The sequence below is a fragment of the Spirillospora sp. NPDC052269 genome, from assembly GCF_040679435.1.
Lineage (GTDB): Bacteria > Actinomycetota > Actinomycetes > Streptosporangiales > Streptosporangiaceae > Spirillospora.
Window position 1 is genome coordinate 344,710 of sequence record NZ_JBFAUU010000003.1, and the last position, 18,768, is coordinate 363,477.

The window sequence follows — 18,768 nt, forward strand, 5'->3', positions numbered from 1 at the left end:
CGGAATGGCGTCACCCGGGGTTGGTGCCGGAGAGCAGCACGACCTCGCCGGACGGGCGCACCGGGCCGTCCGGGAACCAGGCGGCGAGCGTCCGCACGGCCTCGCGGTGAACGGCCTCGCGGGAGCGCTCGTCCAGCCCGGAGTACCAGGAGAGCAGCGGGCCGGACGTCCGGACGATCAGCACCCACGCGGCGGCGGCATGCTCCGCCTCGAACACCGGCGCGCGACCCGTCTCGGCGTGGACGCCGACGAACCCGGCCGACTCCAGCAGTGCCGTCCACGCGCGACGGATCACGCGCGGGGCGCCGCGGCGGGCCGTCCGTGCCTGGCCGCTCAAGGTGACGACCCCATGCCGCACCCGGAACGGGGAGAAGGCGCCCGGCTCGTCCGCCAGCAGAGCGGCGAACCGCCCGCCGGGACGCAGCGCCGCGCGGACGGCCCGCAACGCGCCCACCTGGTCCGGCATGTACGGGAGCCCGGCCCGGCAGACGGCCGCGTCGAACGACCCACGACGGACGCCGAGTTCGTCCTCGGCCGCGATCGTGCGGAACTCGGCCTGCACCGCGCCGCGTTCGCGCGCGAGCGATCGGGCCGCGGCCACCATCGGCTCGGCGAGGTCGAGGCCGAGCACCCGGCCGCCGCGCCCGACGCGTTCCGCGGCGGCGAGCGCGGTTCCGCCCGTGCCGCAGGCGAGGTCGAGGACCCGGTCGCCCGGGCCGAGCCGCGCGAGCCGGAGCATCCGCTCGTCCACCCGGCGGGCCGGTGCGGCGAGGTCGTGCCGGTACTCGGCCCAGCCGGGGGCGGCGAGGCTCCAGGCCGCGCGCTGCTGCGCGCGGACCGCCTCGTCGAGCAGGCGCTCGGCGAGGCGGTCCGCGGCCCCTGTCGCAGTCATGGCTCCCGCATGCTCACCGGGCGTCGGAATCGGAGACCACGAACAGCACGCCGTGCGGGCGGGCGTGCCCGACCGTGCCGTGCGGCCAGGTGTCGCGGTCGAACGCGACGCAGGGCTGCCCGGTGTTCTCGTCCTTGAACGCCTTGTCGAGGCTCAGCCCGGTGCGCGGGTCGAAGTCGGTCATGCAGATCTTGTGGTCGCCGTCGATCCCGGCCTTGGAGATGAAGTAGTCGGCGGTGACGACGCGGTGGACCTGCGTGGTCTCGTGGTAGTAGCCGTCCCGCCCGAGCTGGAAGTGGTCCATCGATCCCCAGTGCGGGCCGATGCCGACCCGGCCCTGCGGGCCGCCGATGCCGCCCTTGATCTGCTCGGCGCCGATGAGCGCGGGGCAGTCCGGGTCGGCCCCGCCCTCGGTGATCTCGGCCTGCGTGTCGATCTTGCACTGCGGGTGCGGGCCGGACCTCAGCAGCTTCTGGATGTCCAGGACGAACAGCATGCCGCTGTTCTTGGCGAGCGGCCACCGCGGGTCCGACCCCATGACGGTCTGGAACAGGTACTTGTCGTCCGGGGTCATCGCCAGCCAGCTGCTGCCCGCGTTGGAGCCGGACAGCGGCGGGTACAGGCCGAGCCTCTTGTAGGCCGCGGTGCTGTCGAAGACCTCCTGCCAGGCCGGATGCGGCGACATCACGTCCGGGGTGAAGTAGATGACGCCGCCCGCCATGGTCGAGGCGAACAGGCCCCGGTGGGACGGCAGGCTGGTCAGGGCGTTCTCCATGACCATGCGGTCCTCGTCGAACGCGGGCAGCTGGTCCTTGCGCGGGCCGGTCGGCAGGTAGGACACCGAGAGCAGCCTCGGCCGGTCCCGGTTCGCGATGTCGAAGATCCGCACCGAGTTGCGCAGCAGGGTCGGGTCGGTGAGCTTGGTGTCGGGGTCGAGGTAGTTGCGGGCCTCGGCGAAGTCGCTGAGGACGAGCCGGTTCAGGTCCTCGCGCACCTGGATGCCGTGCGGGTTGGCGCAGGACGCCACGGCCAGCTGCGGGACGCTGTGGCACCGCTCCGGGTGCTCGCTCTCCTTCGTGGCCGCCGCCGTCTCGCTGACCACCCGGCCCTTGGTGTCGAGCCGGATCACCTCGCCGGGCGTCCCGCCGAAGCCGTTGCCGACCCGCACGTCCCCGTTGGTGTACCGGCAGGGCCCGGCGACGTCGGGTCCGCCGAGGTAGGAGCCGTAGGCGTTGCCGTCCTTGGTCGTCCAGAACGCGTCGGGCACCGAACCGCAGGGCGTGTCCTTGCTGAGCGCGATCCCGGTGAGCTTCACCTCGGGCAGCCTGCTGACGTCGAACACGTAGTCGGTGTCGGCGAACATCTGCCCGGCGTAGACGCGCTGGCCCTTGTGCCAGGTGTACTGCATGTGGTGGGGCTCGCCCGCGGTGAGCGGGCCGACGGTGGCGGTGTTCACGACCTTGCCGTAGGTCGGGGAGCCCTTGGTGGCGTCGATGACGGCCAGGAAGTCGGGCGGGACCTGCCCGCTCGCGGAGGCGGACGGGCTGTGCGAATGCCCGGCGCCCGCTCCGGCCTGCTTGCCGCGCAGCCCCTCGGCGCCGGCCCACGCGAGCACCCATTCGTGGCGGCGCGGCCCGCCCCGGTCGCGGACGAGGTGGTTCTCCACCCAGTAGGTCTTGCCGTCGGTGCCCTTGACGGACGATCGGACGACGCGGGTGCCCGGCTGCTCCGAACCGCATGCCGCGAAGACGAGGGCGGCGGCCAGCAGCGACGCGGAGGCCGCGGCGAGGACTGTCACTCGGCGCCGGTGCGGCGCGGGGAACACGTGCACGGGATCTCCTCTGCCCCTGGTGGCACGGTCACTTTAAAAAGATATAGTTCTTTGTGAGAGAAAGACAAGAGCGCGAACGCGGGCGGCGGTCCGGCGCCGTCGCCGGAACATCACGGTGAGCGTGCGGTGAACCGCTCGTCGGCCCGCCGGTAGACCTCCGGGCTCGTCCCGACGTCGGACCACCAGCCCTCCACTTCCCTGTAGCGCAGGGTGCCCGCGTCGGCGTAGCGGCGGTTGAGGTCCCAGATCTCGACCTCGCCGCGCGGCGAGGGCCGCAGTGACCGGACGTGGTCGAACGCGTCGCGGTGGTAGAGGTAGCAGCCGAGGTCCGTCCAGCCCGGTTCGTGCCGGTCCGGGTCCTTGTCGCCGAGGGCGGTGACCCGGCCGTCCTCGATCCGCAGCGGAGTGTACCCGGCGGTGTCGCCGGTGCGGGCCGCCACGAGCAGCGCGCCGTCCGGCTGGGCGGCGAAGGCCCGCACGGACGGCCCGAGCGGCGCGTCGATCAGCACGTCCCCGCAGGCGACCATGAACCGGTCGGTGCGCAGGTGCGGCTCGGCCCGCGCGATCGCCGCCGCCATGCCGTCCCCGGACGGCGGCTGCCACACGTAGCCGAGGCTGCGCAGGCCGAGGTCGCGGCCGTCGCGCAGCGCGCGCAGGAAGTCCCCGGCGTGCCGGTCGTCGATGAGCAGCAGCACGTCCTCGACGCCCGCCCGGACGAGCTGGCCGATGACCCGCGCGACCAGCGGACGGCCTCCGACGGGCAGCAGCTGCTTGCTGGTGCGGTCGGTCAGCGGCGCGAGCCGGGTGCCGCGTCCCCCGGCGAGGACGACGCCGGTCACCGCGTCCGAGGGCGGCACGCCCCTTGGACGCGGCGACCCACTCACCGTCGACCGCCGGGCGTCATCGGCCGTCCCCGGGATTGGAAGCCCGGACGCACAGGGCCTTGGACGGGATGTGGACGCCGCCGCTCCCGGTGCCGAAACGGGCGGCGGCGGCCTCGACCGCCTGCCACGCCTCGCGCGCGTCCGGGGAGCCGTAGCGCTCGCGGATCCGGTCGAGCAGGAGCGGCGGGGTCACCGCGCGGGTGAACGCCGCGTACGCGCCGACCGATTCGAACGCGAACGGCACCCTCAGCTCCTCGACGGACACGCCGGAGAAGCCCGCCGCCTGCAGCTCACCGGTCAGGACGTCCGGGTCGGCCATGCTGAACGGGCCCGGCGTGTCCGGTGGGACGGGCGGCAGGTCCAGCAGGACGCTCAGCGAGGCGAAGCCGAGCGCCATCACCGGCGCGTCCCCCACGGGCCCCCAGACGGCCGCGGCGAGCACCCCGCCGGGCTTCAGCAGTCGGCGCAGCCCGGCGAACGCCGCGACGTGGTCGACGGCGAACATCAGGCCCCAGCGGCTCAGCGCCACGTCGAACGAGCCGGGCCGGAGCCCCTGCGCCTCCACGTCCGCCTGGGTGAACTCGACGTTCGCCTCGACCTCGCCGAGCCCGGCGGCACGGCGCCGCGCGATCCGCAGCATCTCCGGGGAGACGTCGGTCGCGACGACGCGTCCCGTCCGGCCGACGCGGCGGGCGGCGGTCAGGGCGGGTTCGCCGAGGCCGGTCCCAACGTCCAGGACGGTCTGCCCCGGCCGGACACCGCCGAGGTCGAGCAGCCGCCGGGTCACGAGGGACGCGCCGCGCTCGAACACGTCCTGTGCCTCCGCCCAGCCGGCGCTGAGTGCGTCCCAGGTGGCGCGCTGCGCGTCCTTCACGGCGCGCGCGTCGAGTGATGCGTTCACCTCAGCCCTCCGTTCCAGCGCCGGACGCGTTTCCCGCGCGGTCGGCATCCGGCTCGCCGGACGCTCCTCGCGTGCCGGACGCGTCGCCGAGCCGGGCGCGGGCCGCCGCGATGTGTTCGGCGGTCGTGCCGCAGCAGCCGCCGAGGATGTCCGGGGCGTAGGCGTCGTGCCATCCGGCGAGCAGGTCGGCGTACGCGTCCGGGGTGAACGCGGACGGCATCGTCTCGTCCACGTGGGTCCAGCGGTGCGCGGCGTCCCGGACCTCGTTGTTCGGGTAGCAGCCGATCCTGCCGGGACAGGCCGCGCGCAGCTCGGCCAGGGCCTTCTCGGCGTCCGCCGGGGCCGTGCAGTTGACCAGGACCGCCTCGGCCCCGTCGCGGGCGACGGCGGACGCCGCGTCCGCCAGCCGCTCCCCCGACAGCAGCCGCCCGTCGGACTCGCACACGAACGACACCCAGGCCCGTCCGCCGGCCGCCTGCACCTGCTCCAACGCGATCCGGGCCTCCCGCGCCGTGTTCATCGTCTCGATGAGGACGAGGTCGACACCGACCCGCATCAGCTCGGTGGCCAGCCAGCGGTGCTCGGCGGCGAGCACCTCGTCCGGCGGGACCAGGTCGGGCCGGTAGCAGTCCTCGACCGGGGCCATGGACGCCGCGACCAGCGCGTCTCCCGTGCCGCGCGCCGCGCGGGCGACGCCGACGGCGGCGTGCGCCATCCACGCAAGCCCGGCCTCGTCCAGGCCGATTCGGCGCAGCGCCCGCAGGTTGCAGCGGAACGTCCCAGCCGTGATCACGTCGGCCCCGGCGGCGAGGTACCCCTCGTGCACCGCGCGCAGCGCCTCGCGGCGGGGCTCGGTGGTGAGCGCCCGCGTCGTCCACCACGGCGCGCTCAGCGGCAGCCCGCCGCGCCGCAGTTCGGTGGCCGTCGCGCCGTCCAGCCAGATGGTCATCGCTCGCCCTCCCGCTCGTCGTCGTGATCGTTCTCGGGGTCCGGCCGCAGCGCGGCCGCCAGGTCCGCCACCAGGTCCGCGGGATCCTCGATGCCCGCCGACACGCGGACGAGCCGGTCGGTGACCCCGAGCGCCCGGCGGACGTCCGGGGCGACGCCCGCGTGCGTCATCAGGGCGGGCACCTCCATCAGCGACAGCACGCCGCCGAGGCTGACCGCGCAGGTGAACAGCCGGACCCGGTCCATCAGCTTCTCGGCGTCGCCCAGGTACTCGAAGCTGAGCACCGCGCCGGGCGCCGCCATCTGCCGGGCCGCGACCCGGCGGCCGGGATGGCCCGGCAGGCCCGGGTAGTGGACGGCCCCGACGTACGGGGACTCCCGCAGCAGCGCGACGATCCGGGCGGCGTTGGCGACCTGCCGGTCGGTGCGCAGCGACAGCGTCCGCAGCCCGCGGTGCACCAGGAAGCAGTCGAACGGGCTCGGCACCGCGCCCGCCGCCGCGCGGTAGGACGTGAGCTCCCGGTGCAGGCGTTCGTCGTCGTGGACCAGCGCGCCGCCCAGCGCGTCGGAGTGGCCCGCGATCGACTTGGTCGTGCTGTAGAGCGTGACGTCCGCGCCGTGCCGGAGCGGCTGCTGGAGCGCGGGACCGGCGAACGTGTTGTCCACCAGCACCGTCGCGCCCGCCTCGTGCGCGCGTTCGGCGATGTCGGCCAGGTCGGCGATGCGCAGCATCGGGTTCGTGGGCGTCTCCACCCACGCCATCGCGGCGGGCTCGGCGAACACCGCCGCGACGACGGCCGGATCGGACAGGTCGGCGTGCTCCACCCGGACGCCCTGCCGCTCCAGCAGGCCGAACAGCGCGCGGGTGCCGCCGTACACGTCGTCGGACGCCACCAGGCGCGCGCCGCGCGGCAGCACCGACAGCGCCGCCATCCCGGCGGCCTGCCCGGACGCGAACGCGGTCGCGAACCGGACCTCCTCCAGCCCGGCCAGGCAGCGCTCCAGGCCCTCGCGGGTCGGGTTCTCGCCGCGTCCGTAGAAGTAGCGCGGCGGATCCTGGACGCGCCGCTCGTAGGTCGCCGCGACATGGATCGGCGGGACGACGTCCCCGGTGCCGGGCTCGGGCTCCTGGCCCAACCGCACCACCCTCGTGTCGAACCGCAGCCCGTCCGGCCGCGGCTCGCCCGGCCGCGTCCCATCCGGGCGCGTCCCGTCCGGGCGCGTCCCGTCCGGGCGCATCACAGGAACCTCGCCGTCGGGTGCTCGGCCGTCCACGGCCCCGGACGGACCGTCCGCAGCAGCTCGGCGACCAGGTCGACCTGCGCGACCGTGTTGTACACCGCGAACGACAGCCGGACGGTGCCGAGCAGGCCGAGATCGTCCAGGAAGGTGCTCGCGCAGTGCACGCCGCTGCGCACCGCCACGCCGTGCCGGTCCAGATGCCCGCCGACGTCATAGGGATGGACGCCGTCCACGACGACCGAGACGATGCCGCTCGGCGTCTCCTCCGGCGCCCCGACCACGCGGACGCCCGGCACCTCGCCCAGCGCCCCGACCGCGTGCCGGACGAGCAGCTCGTCCCGTCTGCGGACCTCGTCCCAGCCGAGCTTGTCGACGTACCGCAGGGCGGCGGCCAGGCCGACCGCGCCCGCGACGTTCGGCGTCCCCGCCTCCAGCCGCGCCGGAACCGGGACGTACCGGACGGGCTCGTCCGCGCTCACGCCCTTCACCGTGCCGCCGCCGACCTGGTACGGCGGCAGGCCGGCGAGCAGCTCGCGGCGCCCGTACAGCACGCCGACCCCCTGCGGCCCGTACACCTTGTGCCCGGAGAAGCAGTAGAAGTCGGCGTCCAGGTCGCGGACGTCCACCTGCCGGTGCGGGACGGCCTGCGCCCCGTCCACCAGCACCGGGACCCCGGCGCCGTGCGCGGCGGCGACCATCTCCCGGACGGGGTTGACCGTGCCGAGCACGTTCGAGACGTGCGCGACGGCGGCCATCCGGGTGCGCGGGCCGAGGGCCGCGGCGAAGTCCGCGACGTCCACCCGGCCCCGGTCGTTCACCGGCACGACCGTCAGCCGCGCCCCCGCGTCCTCGCACAGCCGCCGCCACGGCAACAGGTTGGAGTTGTGCTCCATCCCGCAGACCACCACGTCGTCGCCCGCGCCGACGCGGCCCCGCCCGAAAGTCTCGGCGACCATGTTCACAGAGTCGGTGGTGCCGCGGGTGAAGACGATCTCGGCGGGGTCGGCCGCGCCGAGCGCGCGCTGGACGACGGCGCGGGCCTCCTCGTAGCGGTCGGTCGCGATCCGGGCGAGCGCGTAGTGGCCGCGGCCGATGTTGGCGTTGGCGCCGGCGTAGAAGTCGGTGAGCGCGTCCAGGACGGCGCGGGGCTTCTGCGTGGTCGCCGCGTTGTCCAGGTAGACGAGGGGTCTGCCGTCGAAGGTGGCCGCGAGGATCGGGAAGTCGGCTGCCAGGTCGGTCATGATGGGGGTTCCTCCTCCACCCGCCGGAACAGGCCGGCGAACGCGTCCAGGAATCGGTCCGGGAAGGCGAGGACCTTCTGCTCCGGATAGGGGCGGCGGCCCGGCGGGAGCGCCCGGTGCGGGCCGTAGTAGAACCAGCAGACCTGCCCGACCTGCTCGGCGAACACGACCGGCCAGGCGGCGCGGGGGTACAGCTGCATCTGGCAGCGCGCCGCGAGCAGCTCGCCCGCCGGGCCGAACGAGTGGCCGAACATCACATGGCCGAACAGGTCGTGGACGGCCCGGAACAGGTCGTTGTGCTGAAGGTCCGTCCCGTCCACCCGGACGCCGGACGGCCCGCGAAGCGGATGCCGCCCACCGCCCGGGTCGCCGGTTAAGGGGCCGTGGCCGCGAGCGGTGAGGAAGACCTCCAGGACACCGGTGCGGACGACCCGGTCACGCAGGTCGCGGGAGTCGCGGTAGGGCTGGCCGTCCCGCGTCCACGGCCGGACGGCGACACCGGCGGCCGTGACCTCGTCGTACAGCATCCGGTTATGAAGCTTCACTATCTCATAGCGTTCGAGCAGGTTCGGATCGCTCTCGAAATGGACCGCGCGCTCGTACAGGACGGCGACCTCGCGACCGAACCCCTCGTCCACGGCCACCCGCAGGCGGCCCAGTTCCGCGACCTCCGGAACGCCACCAGACCCCTCCATGCCGTCCGAGCAGCGGTCGATGTGACGTTGCGCGACGCACCACAGACCACCGGGAAGCCGCACGGCCACGGTCACCCGCCCCCGTGGCGCGGGCCGCGGCCGTCTCCTTGCCATTCCTCACACATCACTTGATAATCCTATAGCAAACCAGGGAAGGCGGACAGTGATGACCAACACCGCGTCAGAGTCCACACCGACGCGCGCTGCCAGAGCCCCGGCAGGCCCCGCGGACCCCCGGTACGGCGGCACGCTGCGGCTGCGCGGCCCGGGCGGCGTGGACCACATCGACACCGCGAGCGCCTACTACGCCACCTCGGCCCAGATCCTGCGCGCCCTCACCCGGCACCTGTTCGCCTATCCGGCCCAGGACGACCTGTCCGCGCCCGACCGGTCGTTCGCCCCCGAGCCGGACCTGGCCGCCGAGGTGCCGACCGTGGAGAACGGCGGGATCAGCGCCGACCTCAGGACGTACACCATCCGGCTCCGCGAGGGCGTGCTGTGGGACTCGGCCCCACCGCGCGAGGTCACCGCGCACGACGTCGTCCGGGCGTTCAAGCGGCTGCCCAACCCGGTGTCGGGAGCGGGGGCGCTGCCGTACTTCACCACGACGATCGAGGGCATGCGCGAGTACTGCGACGCCTACCGCGAGGCGTTCGTGGACGTCGATCCCACGCCCAAGACGCTCGCCGAGTTCCAGGACACCCACGACATCGCCGGGCTGCGCGCCGTCGACGACCACACCGTGGAGTTCCGGCTCCGGCGTCCGGCCAACGACATGCTCAACATCCTCGCGACCGGGTTCACGGCGCCCGCGCCCGCCGAGTACGACTCCTACCTGCCCGACAGCATGGCGTTCCGGCGCAACACCCTGTCGTGCGCGCCGTACCGGCTCGTCCAGTACGCCGAGCGCGGCGAGCGGATCGTCATGGAGCGCAACCCGGTGTGGCGCAAGGAGACCGACCCGATCCGCAACCAGTACGTCGAGCGGATCGAGATCGAGGTCGACACCTCGCCGGTGCCCGAGATGGAGCGGCGGATGGACGCCGGCGAGGTCGACCTCGCCTGGTCCTACACGGCCGTGTCCTGGGACCGCCCCAAGCCCGGCCAGGACGCCCCGGCGCGCAGCTACCCCGGCTTCGCGCTCAACCCCTACATCGTGTTCAACCTGCGCAGCCCGAACGCGGGCCGCGCGACGAGCGACCGGCGCGTCCGCGAGGCGGTCGCCTACGCCCTCGACAAGGTCGCGATCGGCGAGATCCTCGACGCGCTCGACGCGCCCAACCGCCCGCTCGGCTCGGTCATCCCGGTCGGCAGCATCGGCCACCGGGACGACTTCGACCCCTACCCCACCCCCGGCTCACGCGGCGACCTGGACAAGGCCCGCGCGCTGCTGGTCGAGGCCGGGTACGGGGACGGGCTCACCCTCATCGCGGCCGTCCGGCGGATCGGCATCCACCAGAAGGTGATGGCCTGCGTGGAGGCGAGCCTGGAACGGATCGGCATCACCCTCGACTACCGCTACTTCACCCAGGCCGAGTACTACGGGTCCGCGCTGTCGAACCCCGAGGCCGGACGCGCCGGAGCGTGGGACATCGCCGAGCCGGGCTTCACGCCCGACTGGTTCGGCAACAACGGCCGGGTGATCGTCCAGCCGCTGTTCCAGACCAACGACGTGCCCGGCACCACCAACTACGGCGGCTACAGCGACCCCGAGGTGGACGAGCTGATCGAGCGCGCCCTGGAGGAGCCCGACCCGGACGCCGCCGAGGAGCTGTGGCACCGGGTGGACGTGCGGATCATGGCGGACCTGCCCGTCGTGCCGATCCTGTCGTTCGCCGCGATGACCTCCCGCTACCACGGCAGCCGCGTCCGGAACCCCGTCCACGTGCCGCAGATCCAGTTCTTCGACATCACCAACATCTGGCTCGACCCCGCCACCTGACCGTCCCACTACCTGACCGTCCCCACACCTGACCGTCCACTACCTGACCAGGGGACCGCCACCTCACCGACCCCGCCCTGACCGCCCGGGGCAGGAGGGGGCGGGCGCGCGGCGGGGGCCGGAGTGTCAGCCCCGCCGCGCGCCCGCGTAGTCGTTGGCGGCGTACCAGGATCCGCGCCCGCCGGGCAGCAGGTCGAGCACCTGCCAGACCGGCGAGAGCGGGTCGATGCCGCGCTCGGGCAGGTCGTCGGAGACCGACGCCTGCATCGTGTACCGGTGCCGGACGCGCCCCCGCGCGTCCCGGTCGTAGACCGAGATGCCCGGGTGCTGCACGCCGTCCGCGTTCTCGGTGCCCATGTCGCGGTTGAACGTCGAGTCGTGGCTCGACAGCAGGCGCAGGCCGTCCCAGCCCCGGCGCCGTCCCCAGGCGCGCAGCCTCGGCAGCGGAGCCCTGGCGACGACGGCGAAGCCGGTGTGCCGCGCGAGATGGTGGGACACGCCGTGGAAGCCGTCCACCCACATGGAGCACATCGGGCACGGGTCCTCGGCGTCCGGCGCGTACATCAGGTGGTACAGGACGAGCGTGTCGTGCCTGCCGAACAGCTCGTCCATCGCGATGGACACGACCGTGCAGCCCGCGGCCAGGTCGCGCGTGCCCTCCGCGAAGGTGTAGCGCGGCAGCACCGGTCCCGGCGGCAGCGCGCGGCGGGCGGCCGCGACGCGTTCGGCGTGCACGAGCAGCTCCCGCTCCTCCTTGAGGAGCGCGTCGCGCGCCGCGACGTACTCCGGGTCGGCCCCCTCGGGCCACAGCCTCCTCGGCGCCATGCCGTCACTCGCCATGCCGTCGTTCTTCACGCCGTCGCTCATCGCGGTTCCCCCTCGTCCGGACGGTCCGACGGGGAGGAGGCTATACAGATCTAAACCGACACGCCCGCTCTTCGGCACCGCAACACGAGCCCGGTCGGCAGGCCGCCGGGGCCGTCCTCGGAGAGTTCCACGAGCCGGAACCCACACAGGCTCAGCTCGTTCAGGTAGGACGCCAGCGTCCGGTGCCGGACGACCTCGTTCCCCGCCTTCCGGTCGCCCTCGCGGAAGTACGCGGGCGGCCCGTCGCCGGTCGCGGCGGTCGCGATCGGATGCGGGACGGCCAGGACGAGCCGTCCGGAGGGCCGCAGGTGGTGGTGGACGGTCCCCAGCAGCCGCGCGAGGTTCCGCGTCCGCTGCAGCGCCATCCACGAGGCGACCAGGTCGAACGTCCCGTCGGCGTGGCCCGACCAGCCGTCCAGGTCGTCCGCGGGGAGGACCCGGTAGGCGGACGCGCCGCCGTCCGCCGCCCATCCCGCCAGGTTCGCGCCGCCGAGTTCCAGCACCCGGGCGCCCCGGGCGGGACCGAGGAACGCGCGGAACGTCACGGCGCCCACATCCGCTGCCATACCCACTCCCGTCGGCTCACATCAGCTCACGACGTTCCCGTGCGGGCGCCGAACAGCCCGCGGTTCAGGACCGGCCTGGCGACCTCCTGGAAGTCGATGCCGGGGTCGAGGTCGCGGATCGTCCCCTCGATGACCAGCAGCGACAGCAGCGGAAAGATCAGCTCGGACGCCGCGTGGACGCCGTACCGGCGCTGCAGGTCGAACATCTCGGCGGCGAACGCGATCAGGCTGAACTCGCGCGCGGGCAGCCCGTGGCTGCGCTCCACCAGGTCGGCCATCCGGACGGTGAACGCCTCCAGGTCGGCGTCCGCGCGGACGCCCGCCGCGCTCTCCACCACGATCTCGGCGCAGCGCCGGCCCCGTCCGGTCGCCATGTTCAGGAAGAACTCGGCGAACAGGCGGCGCAGCCGGTCCGACAGCTGCACGCTGAACCCCGCGTCCAGCACGACGACCTGCCCGGACCTGGTGAAGTACAGGTTGCCGGGATGCATGTCGCAATGGACGAAACCGGTGACGAACAGCATGTGGTAGACGGCCGTCAGCGCGGATCCGGCGAACGCGCGGCGCAGCGCGGGCGGGCAGGACGCGGCCGTGTCCAGCTCCAGGCCGGGGATGAACTCCATGACGACGCAGCGGGGGCGCGACGCGTCCGCGTGGACCTTCGGCACCCACACGCGCGGCACGGCCGACAGCGCGTCCCGCAGCCGGGCCAGGCTCTCGGCCTCGCGGCCGAAGTCGAGCTGGCCGAGCACCGCCGCGCACATGCCGTCCACGACCTCGACCACCGGCACGCCCCGCAGCGGACGCGTCCGGGCCGCGATCCGCGCGCCGCCGCGCAGCAGCGCCAGGTCGCGCCGCATCGCCCGCTCCACCCCGACGCGCCGCAGCTTCACCGCGACCCGCTCCCCGGACGGCAGCGTCCCGGCGTACACGCAGGCCACGCTGCCGCTGGCGACGGGACGTCCGGGCAGGGCGCCGAACGGCGCCCTGCCAGACGCGCCGTACGCGGCGTCCAGCCCGCGCCGCGACTGCGCGGGCGTCATCGGCGTCATCGAGTCCTGCAGCAGCGAGAGCTCGTCGCAGAGCGCGCCGGGCAGGACGTCCCGGCGCGTCCCGAGCACCTGGCCCGCCTTCACGAACGCGGGGCCGAGCAGCATGAGCAGTGCCGTCAGCCGCCTGTACAGGTGGCGCAGGCCGGCGTCGCGTCCGCGCAGGAGGGTGAGCGCGAGCGCGGCGGGCAGCGCGGACGCCGCGACCAGCGCGGTCGTCGCGGCGACCCGTATCGCTCGTCCGGTGAGCAGCAGCGCGTCCACCGCCCCCCGCCCGCCGGGCGGTTCAGTCACCGGCGATCCCCGGGATCTCGATGGCCCGCAGCTGGAGCGTGGTGTGGTCGCAGTACCAGATGCGGGTGCCGTCCCAGGCGATGCCGGTCGGGTTCCCCGCGACCGACACCGAGGCCACCTCGACGCCGCGCGCCAGGTCCAGCAGGTTGATCGTCGCGCCCCGGTAGTCGGAGTAGGCGACGAAGCCGTCCGACATGGTGATGCCCGCGACCGGACGGCTGACCTGGTAGGTCGCCAGCAGCCGCAGGTCGCCGGGGTCGCGCAGGTCGATCTGGCGCAGGTCCTCGTAGCCGAGCCACAGCCCGTGCCGGGTCGCCTCCAGCCCGCACAGCACGTTCCCCGGACGCGGGTTCGGCCGCTCGCCGAGCACCTCGCCGCCGTTCCGGTCGAGGATCCGCAGGTCCCGGTCCGGGCCCGCGATCTGGACGAGGTCGCCGTCCAAAGTGGTCAGGTCGGTGCGGACGTCGGCGCACGGCACCCGGTGCCGCACCTCGCCGGTCGCCGGGTCCAGCGCCGTGATCTGGTTCGAGACGGCCTCGGAGAACCACAGGTCCTGTCCGGTCCAGGTCAGGCCGCACAGCTTGAACGCGCGGACCGGGATGTCCCGGACCGTGCCCGCCGCGAACGGCATCGTCATCTCCCCTTCCGCAGGCCGCATTCCAGCCGCCACGAGCCGATGTCCCGGACGTCCGGCGGCGGCTCGAGCCGGACCCGGAGCATGTCCCCCGCCGCGACCGGCGTGTGCCGCAGCGGCCACACCCACACCGCCCAGTTGCAGCCGGGGTAGGACGGCAGGTTGGACAGCGTGATCCCCTTCGCGAGGGTCGCGGTGAAGTACCCGACGACCGCGTGCAGCCGGCCGGGCCTGGTGATGGTCAGCGAGCGCGCGGCGTCCAGCCGGGACGCGCCGCCGGGCCGCTGGTCGGCCACCGTCACCGGACGGCTCAGCAGCGTCGGCGGGCGCTGGAAGAAGTGCAGTTGCGCGGCGGGCTCGGCGGCCTCCTGGACGGCGTCCAGCGTGTACCCGTAGAAGTCGCCGTTCCACAGGCCCCAGCCCTCGCCGTCGAACTGGACGGCCGCGAGCCGCGTCGCGAGCCGGTGCGGGACGGTCCGTCCGCCCGGCGCGAGGTTGGCCGCGTTGAACGCCCCGAGGACCTCCATCATCTGCTCCTCGGGGCCGAGGTTGCCCATCATCTCCGACACGACCACGTCGGCCCGCTCGGGCAGCTCCACCGTGCGCGCGTCGCCGCGCACGACCGTCAGCCGTCCCCGCAGGTCGTTGCGCTCGGCGATGCGCCCGGCGAGCTCGGCCGTCCGCGGGTCGGCCTCGACCGCGTAGACGTGCGAGGCGCCGTTGCGCAGCGCCAGCAGCGACAGCGCGAGCGTGCCCGCGCCGACGTCGGCGACCACGCCGCCCCGGACGGACGCCGCCAGCGCCTTGTCGTAGGCGTCCAGCCTGGGCCGGTCGGCGAGCATCGCCTGGTGCATGAGCACGAGGCTCGGGTCCACGGACGGTCCTCCCGGAGGCGCGGCCCGGGACGAGGTGTCCCGGGCGGAACGGATCGCGATCGGCGGTCGTCTCTTGCGGGTGGATTCGGGGGTCGGTCGGATCGGACGCGCGTCCCTCCCGGGCTTCGTGGACCCGGGAGGGACGCACCGCCTGACTGCTACCGGAATTTCAAGTAACACCGTTTCCGGCCGCCGCGTCAAGCGGCGGCCGGAACGGCTTCAGATGTTGACCGCGGCCGTCTCACCGACGAGCGCGTCGCGCATGACGAGCTTGAGGCCGGTCAGCCTGGCCCTGACCTCGCCGCCCGCGGTGAGGAGCGCCGCGTCGGCGCCCATCATGGACAGCTCGGTGCCGGTCGGCTCGAGGTCGGACAGCTTGCCCGAGACGTGCACGGCGTTCGCCGCGTACAGGGTGGCCTGCGGGGCGACCAGTTCGAACTCGCCGTCGATGTGGAGGTCGGACGGGTAGCGGACGCGGCTGAGGCTCTCCTCCGTCCCGTCGCCGAGGGTGCCGCCGGACGGCCGCGGCCAGCTCGCCCGCAGCATGACCCGGCCGCCGAGCAGGTCGCTCTGGCCGCTCATCGCGACCCGGGCCATCTGCGCCAGCACGCCGGTGCCCTCGTCGTGCTTGTCCGGCCCGAACAGCAGGATCTCGGTGCCGGCGGCCTTGCGGTAGTCGCCCGCGAGGTCGACGGTCTCGGTCCGGCCGTCCTTCTCGATCGTGACCGAGCCCTCCATGGAGACCTGCATGATCATGGACGGGTCGACCAGCATGGACATGCACGGTCCGGCGCTCTCGGCGAAGAACACCGTCGGGGTGATGCCGACCGGCTCGTTCTCGTCGTCGGCCGGGTACCAGGCCTCGGGGAGGGTGGTGCCGCGCACCACGTTCGGCGCCTGGACGACGTCGAACGGGCCGTCGCCGCGCGGGGAGCCCAGGTAGGGGCCGGTGAGCGGCTTCTTGTACGGCGGGATGCCGTCGACCACGCCGTAGATGTCGATGACGTTGCGGTGGGCCAGCCGCAGTGTGCTGGTCTCGAGGATGCCGAAGCGGCGGATGTAGAACTCGGCCGGGAAGTTCTTGCCCGGCACGATCTGCCGGACGTGGCCGGTGTTGGGCAGGAACGGGTTGGACAGGACCTGGATGCGGTCGTCCAGCTCGTAGCTGTAGCCCTTGATGCCGACCTCGGGCGCACTGATCAGCTCGAGGTCGAGCTCGGCGTGGCCCTTCTCGTCGACCCGGTGCTCGAAGCCCGGCATGGGCCACTTGTTCAGCTGCACGAACCCCGAGAGGTTGATGGTCTCCCGGCGGCCCGCGTAGTAGTCGTCCCCGAACACGACCGTGGCCGCCGCGAGAATGTGCGGCCGGATCGGCTTGGGCTCGAGATTGAGGGACTCGTACGTCTCACGGAGAGAACTCAAGCCAGACACCTCCAGCGTCTGATGAGATCGTCGTGCGGGGCCTCGGTCGCGCGAGCCCGAAGACCCATGATGCACGTCACTATAGCTTTTTATAGTGATCGGTCAACCCTCGCGCGGGCTTCCCGAGCCCGGACGACGCCGTACCGGCACCGCGGGGCGACGTCCAGCCACCCTTTCGGCAAGCCGGGCGCACGCCTCACGCACCTCCGCCGCATCACCCTGATCCGCCAGCCCAGCAGGGCCAATCGCCTCCACCATGGGATGTTTCTCCAGAGCCATGCGACCCCCTTTCGGGCCGGCCGGCCCGCCCGCTCCCGGCGAAGCGACGACCCACCGCCCCGTCCACACTCGATAGGCGAGCGACTTGAGAATTAGATAGTAACCCTCACGTCGATGAGGCCCACGAGATGCTCGACCCGACGAACGGGCGGGATACCGGGACCGGTGACGCCCTCCCCGAGGAGATCCCTCGAGGAGGACTGGAGGGCGGGCGGCTCGTCGTCGGCGCCGAGGGCGCCGGAACCGAAGCGCGGCCGATGCTCCGGGGCGTCGGCGTGCGGCCTTGACACCATATGGCGTGCATGGAAGATTACAGAGAGTGAGTGCTTTCGCAGTGCTCGCACAGCCGCGGCGGCGTCGCATCCCGGACGTCCTCTTCGACGGCGTTCCGTCCGCCCAGAACTCGGCGGCGCGACTCGGCATCAGCCGGCCCGCGGTCTCGGATCTCGACGCCAAGGAGCAGCAGCAATGACCGACGGCACCATCCAGCGCGACGGCGACCGGGCCCTGTTCACCTACGAGCGGCGGCTGGACCATCCGGTCGCCGAGGTCTGGCGGGTCATCACCACCCCGTCCGAGATCTCCCAGTGGATGGGCGTGGAGGTCGAGGAGTACGACCTCCGCCCGGACGGCAAGATCGTCATGGTCCACATGGGCACCCAGCGGGTCGAGGACCGGGTCATCAAGGTGGAGCCGCCGCACCGGCTGGAGCACACCTACTTCAACGAGATGAACCCGAGCGCGGTGGTGATCTGGAAGCTGGACGAGGCGGGCGGCGGCTCGACGGTCACCCTCACGCACAGCATGGACCTGGGCGAGGTCAGGGCCGCCGCGCAGGGGCAGGAGATCGACCCGGTCATGGTCCTGGCGCGCAACGGCGCGGGCTGGCACCACCTGCTCGACATGATCGAGCTGCGGCTGCGCGGCGAGCGGATCCCGGAGTGGACCGAGGAGGACCGGAAGGCCCTCCAGAAGCACTACGCCCAGCTGGTCCCCTGAGCGGTCGCCTCCCGGGTCGGCCGGCCGTTCGGGCGGCCCGGCCGACCGGGTCCGGCCAGCGCGACGTCCACGAGTCTCCCCTGCACAGCAAGTGATTGACCCGTCATAGAGCGTGATCTAGGGTCGCGGGCATGGGCATACCCACCGAACCGATCGGCAGCATTCCCCGTTCCCCCGAGCTCCTGGCCGCGCTGGCCGCAGGCGATGACGTCACGGCCGCGCAGGACAAGGCCGTCGCCGACACGATCTGGCGGTTCGAGCAGACGGGTTCGCCGGTGGTCACCGACGGCGAGCAGTCCAAGCCGAGTTTCGCGACCTACCCGATCGCCGGGCTCACCGCCCTGGCCCCCGACGGCGTCATCATCCCGTTCGCGGACGGGCACACCCGGCAGTTCCCGCGGCTGACGGCCGGGCCGTTCCGCTACCAGCGGCGCGCGGCCGACTACCTCAGGGCCGCGCAGCGCATCACGAAGGCGCCCGTCAAGCAGGCCGTCATCGCCCCGTCCGCGCTCAGCCTGCTGTACCCGGCCGACGGCATCGCCGGGTACCCGCGCGAGCGGTTCCTGGACGACCTGCTCGACGAGACCGAGGCCGACATCCGCGGCTGCCTCGACGCGGGCGCGCACGTCGTGCAGCTCGACTTCACCGAGGGACGGCTGTCCCTCAAGCTCGACCCCAGCGGCGGCCTGCTCGACCACTTCATCACGCTCAACAACCGCCTCCTGGAGCGGTTCTCCGCCACCGACCGCGCCCGGATCGGCATGCACACCTGCCCGGGCAGCGACCAGGACTCCCCGCACAGCCTGGACGTCGACTACACCGAGTTGCTGCCCAAGCTGTTCCAGCTGAAGGCGGGGAACTTCTACGTCCAGATGGCCAGTGAGGCCGACCCGGACCGGGTGCTGGCCGTCATCGCCGAGCATCTGCCCGCCGATTCACGCGTGTTCGTCGGGGTGACCGATCCGATCGACCCCGTGGTGGAGACGCCCGAGCAGGTCCGCGACCGGATCCTGACCGCGGCCCGCCACCTGCCCGCGGACCGGCTCGGGACGTGCGACGACTGCGGGTTCTCCCCGTTCGCCGACGACATGTCCACCTCACGCGACACCGCGTTCGCCAAGATCGCCGCGCGTGTCCAGGGCACGGCCCTGGCGTCCGAGGTGCTCGGCGTCTGAGGCGTTCGAGGCCAGAGGTGTTCGGGGTCAGA

Annotated in this window: 18 protein-coding genes; 4 read left to right on the plus strand and 14 right to left on the minus strand. The window is 73.2% G+C overall.

What is annotated here, in order from left to right; all coding sequences use genetic code 11:
- Positions 1-10 precede the first annotated feature (10 nt).
- The 8 genes from AB0L06_RS08050 to AB0L06_RS08085 all read right to left on the minus strand — a co-directional run bounded on the left by AB0L06_RS08050 (position 11) and on the right by AB0L06_RS08085 (position 8,709).
- On the minus strand, positions 11-892 hold the full coding sequence (locus AB0L06_RS08050) for a class I SAM-dependent methyltransferase (RefSeq protein WP_500230195.1): 882 nt from the start codon (positions 890-892) through the stop codon (positions 11-13).
- A gap of 13 nt (positions 893-905) precedes the next feature.
- A complete protein-coding gene (locus AB0L06_RS08055; RefSeq protein ID WP_500230196.1) occupies positions 906-2,723 on the minus strand; it encodes a hypothetical protein in 1,818 nt (605 codons plus the stop codon).
- A gap of 110 nt (positions 2,724-2,833) precedes the next feature.
- The gene (locus tag AB0L06_RS08060) at positions 2,834-3,580 is read right to left on the minus strand and encodes a sugar phosphate nucleotidyltransferase (RefSeq protein ID WP_500230197.1); all 747 of its coding nucleotides are present in this window, start codon (positions 3,578-3,580) and stop codon (positions 2,834-2,836) included.
- A 43-nt stretch (positions 3,581-3,623) separates the two neighbouring features.
- Positions 3,624-4,508: a class I SAM-dependent methyltransferase gene (locus AB0L06_RS08065; RefSeq protein WP_500230198.1), complete on the minus strand. Its 885-nt coding sequence runs from the start codon at positions 4,506-4,508 to the stop codon at positions 3,624-3,626.
- Between the two features lies 1 nt (position 4,509).
- Entirely contained in the window at positions 4,510-5,457 is a 948-nt protein-coding gene (locus tag AB0L06_RS08070; RefSeq protein WP_500230199.1) for a homocysteine S-methyltransferase family protein, read from the minus strand.
- A complete protein-coding gene (locus tag AB0L06_RS08075; RefSeq protein ID WP_500230200.1) occupies positions 5,454-6,695 on the minus strand; it encodes a trans-sulfuration enzyme family protein in 1,242 nt (413 codons plus the stop codon). The genes AB0L06_RS08070 and AB0L06_RS08075 overlap by 4 nt, the downstream gene beginning before the upstream one ends.
- Positions 6,695-7,939, minus strand: coding sequence for an aminotransferase class V-fold PLP-dependent enzyme (locus AB0L06_RS08080; RefSeq protein WP_500230201.1), 1,245 nt, complete (start codon positions 7,937-7,939; stop codon positions 6,695-6,697). The genes AB0L06_RS08075 and AB0L06_RS08080 overlap by 1 nt, the downstream gene beginning before the upstream one ends.
- Positions 7,936-8,709 carry a hypothetical protein gene (locus AB0L06_RS08085; RefSeq protein WP_500230202.1) on the minus strand — a complete coding sequence of 258 codons (774 nt, stop codon included), beginning with the start codon at positions 8,707-8,709 and terminating at the stop codon, positions 7,936-7,938. The genes AB0L06_RS08080 and AB0L06_RS08085 overlap by 4 nt, the downstream gene beginning before the upstream one ends.
- Positions 8,710-8,800: 91 nt before the next feature.
- Here AB0L06_RS08085 and AB0L06_RS08090 point away from each other — a divergent pair, with 91 nt between their 5' ends.
- Positions 8,801-10,576, plus strand: coding sequence for an ABC transporter substrate-binding protein (locus AB0L06_RS08090; RefSeq protein ID WP_500230203.1), 1,776 nt, complete (start codon positions 8,801-8,803; stop codon positions 10,574-10,576).
- A 126-nt stretch (positions 10,577-10,702) separates the two neighbouring features.
- Here the strand turns inward: AB0L06_RS08090 and AB0L06_RS08095 are convergent, their stop codons facing one another.
- The 6 genes from AB0L06_RS08095 to AB0L06_RS08120 all read right to left on the minus strand — a co-directional run bounded on the left by AB0L06_RS08095 (position 10,703) and on the right by AB0L06_RS08120 (position 16,283).
- Positions 10,703-11,443 carry a DUF899 family protein gene (locus AB0L06_RS08095; protein WP_500230204.1) on the minus strand — a complete coding sequence of 247 codons (741 nt, stop codon included), beginning with the start codon at positions 11,441-11,443 and terminating at the stop codon, positions 10,703-10,705.
- Positions 11,444-11,493: 50 nt separating this feature from the next.
- Positions 11,494-12,009 (minus strand): methyltransferase domain-containing protein, encoded by a 516-nt coding sequence (locus tag AB0L06_RS08100; RefSeq protein WP_500230205.1) that lies wholly within the window; start codon positions 12,007-12,009, stop codon positions 11,494-11,496.
- A gap of 26 nt (positions 12,010-12,035) precedes the next feature.
- Complete coding sequence (locus AB0L06_RS08105; RefSeq protein WP_500230206.1) at positions 12,036-13,352, minus strand: ABC1 kinase family protein; 1,317 nt, start codon at positions 13,350-13,352, stop codon at positions 12,036-12,038.
- A complete protein-coding gene (locus tag AB0L06_RS08110; RefSeq protein WP_500230207.1) occupies positions 13,345-13,989 on the minus strand; it encodes an NHL repeat-containing protein in 645 nt (214 codons plus the stop codon). Before AB0L06_RS08110 ends, AB0L06_RS08105 begins: the two co-directional genes overlap by 8 nt.
- Positions 13,986-14,861, minus strand: coding sequence for a class I SAM-dependent methyltransferase (locus AB0L06_RS08115; protein WP_500230208.1), 876 nt, complete (start codon positions 14,859-14,861; stop codon positions 13,986-13,988). Before AB0L06_RS08115 ends, AB0L06_RS08110 begins: the two co-directional genes overlap by 4 nt.
- A 219-nt stretch (positions 14,862-15,080) precedes the next feature.
- Positions 15,081-16,283, minus strand: a complete 1,203-nt coding sequence (locus tag AB0L06_RS08120; RefSeq protein ID WP_500230209.1) for a DUF6004 family protein — start codon at positions 16,281-16,283, stop codon at positions 15,081-15,083.
- A gap of 598 nt (positions 16,284-16,881) precedes the next feature.
- Between AB0L06_RS08120 and AB0L06_RS08125 the strand changes: the two genes are divergently transcribed.
- The 3 genes from AB0L06_RS08125 to AB0L06_RS08135 all read left to right on the plus strand — a co-directional run bounded on the left by AB0L06_RS08125 (position 16,882) and on the right by AB0L06_RS08135 (position 18,736).
- Positions 16,882-17,034, plus strand: a complete 153-nt coding sequence (locus tag AB0L06_RS08125) for a hypothetical protein (protein ID WP_500230210.1) — start codon at positions 16,882-16,884, stop codon at positions 17,032-17,034.
- A complete protein-coding gene (locus tag AB0L06_RS08130) occupies positions 17,031-17,561 on the plus strand; it encodes an SRPBCC domain-containing protein (RefSeq protein WP_500230211.1) in 531 nt (176 codons plus the stop codon). The genes AB0L06_RS08125 and AB0L06_RS08130 overlap by 4 nt, the downstream gene beginning before the upstream one ends.
- 131 nt (positions 17,562-17,692) lie before the next feature.
- Entirely contained in the window at positions 17,693-18,736 is a 1,044-nt protein-coding gene (locus AB0L06_RS08135; protein ID WP_500230212.1) for a cobalamin-independent methionine synthase II family protein, read from the plus strand.
- Positions 18,737-18,768 lie beyond the last annotated feature (32 nt).